Raw genomic sequence first — 915 nt, 5'->3', positions numbered from 1 at the left:
CCAATGGGAGCGTGATTCGAAGGCGTAAAACAGCATCATCAGGGTGACAACTGTAGCCCCGTAAACTGTCAATAGCATTTGGTAGCACCTCTGCTTAGATTGCGGATACGCCGGGTCGCATCGTCGCCACACCAGACACGCGTGCGGGTCGTCAACCGCGTTCCGAAATCTTCGGCTTCCGCCGTGAAATTCATCACCAGTTTAACGATGCCCGACGGATTTAGTGCGGAGAAGGCCGCCGCGTCAACTACCGCAACAAGGCCGTAGTCGGACTGCCAAAAGCGGCCGGCCAAGCCGTAGGCCAATTCACGGTTGCCATCTCGTCCCAAGAAGGTGAAGTCAGCTATTCCGAACGAAGGGCGACCGATGACATCGAGGACTCTCTCAGGAGGGGCCGGAATGTATCGACTGTGCTCCTCTGCAAATTGGTACTCAGGCAGGTAGCGGTTGATCAGTTTCATTGATTCGATGCCAGGAGCCAACGTTAATGATGGGATTGTCTCAGAAAATGGAGAAATTCGTACGTTAAGCGTACGCAAAGGCCGGCACACAATGATAGATGGAACTGTTTCGCACCGCAATTTCAGGAAAACATCCCCTAAAAAGCCGCTATCAGCACGTAACGACCAAACTATTTTCTTCCCAAGATGGGCTAACGTGGCCTCAAGAAATTGCAAAACATTGTTGGCAGAGTGTGTGTTTCCCAAACATAGCCAGTCAATGCGGCTGTTGGGCCATGCCGGAAGATTCTCCAGGGTTTCCTTCAGCCAAGCGTAGGGATCCAGTCCGTTAAGTTTGGCCGTGGCCAGGAAACTTTGGATAGTTGCTCTCTGTAAAGTGGACCCCGGTTTTTGTGGAAAAGTTGGTGATTTGCCAAGTAATTGTCGTGCCTTTGTCGTGAAGTTATTGATGAGG

General features: G+C 51.5%; 1 pseudogene. It reads right to left on the bottom strand.

What is annotated here, in order from left to right:
- Positions 1–710: 710 nt before the first annotated feature.
- Positions 711–915 (bottom strand): annotated as a pseudogene (locus M6F29_RS11875) (transposase domain-containing protein); the annotation flags it as partial.

Source organism: Ferrovum sp., assembly GCF_027317285.1.
Lineage (GTDB): Bacteria > Pseudomonadota > Gammaproteobacteria > Burkholderiales > Ferrovaceae > Ferrovum.
The sequence above is the reverse complement of the archived record's forward strand: the minus strand, read 5'-3'. Positions and strand labels throughout refer to the sequence as shown.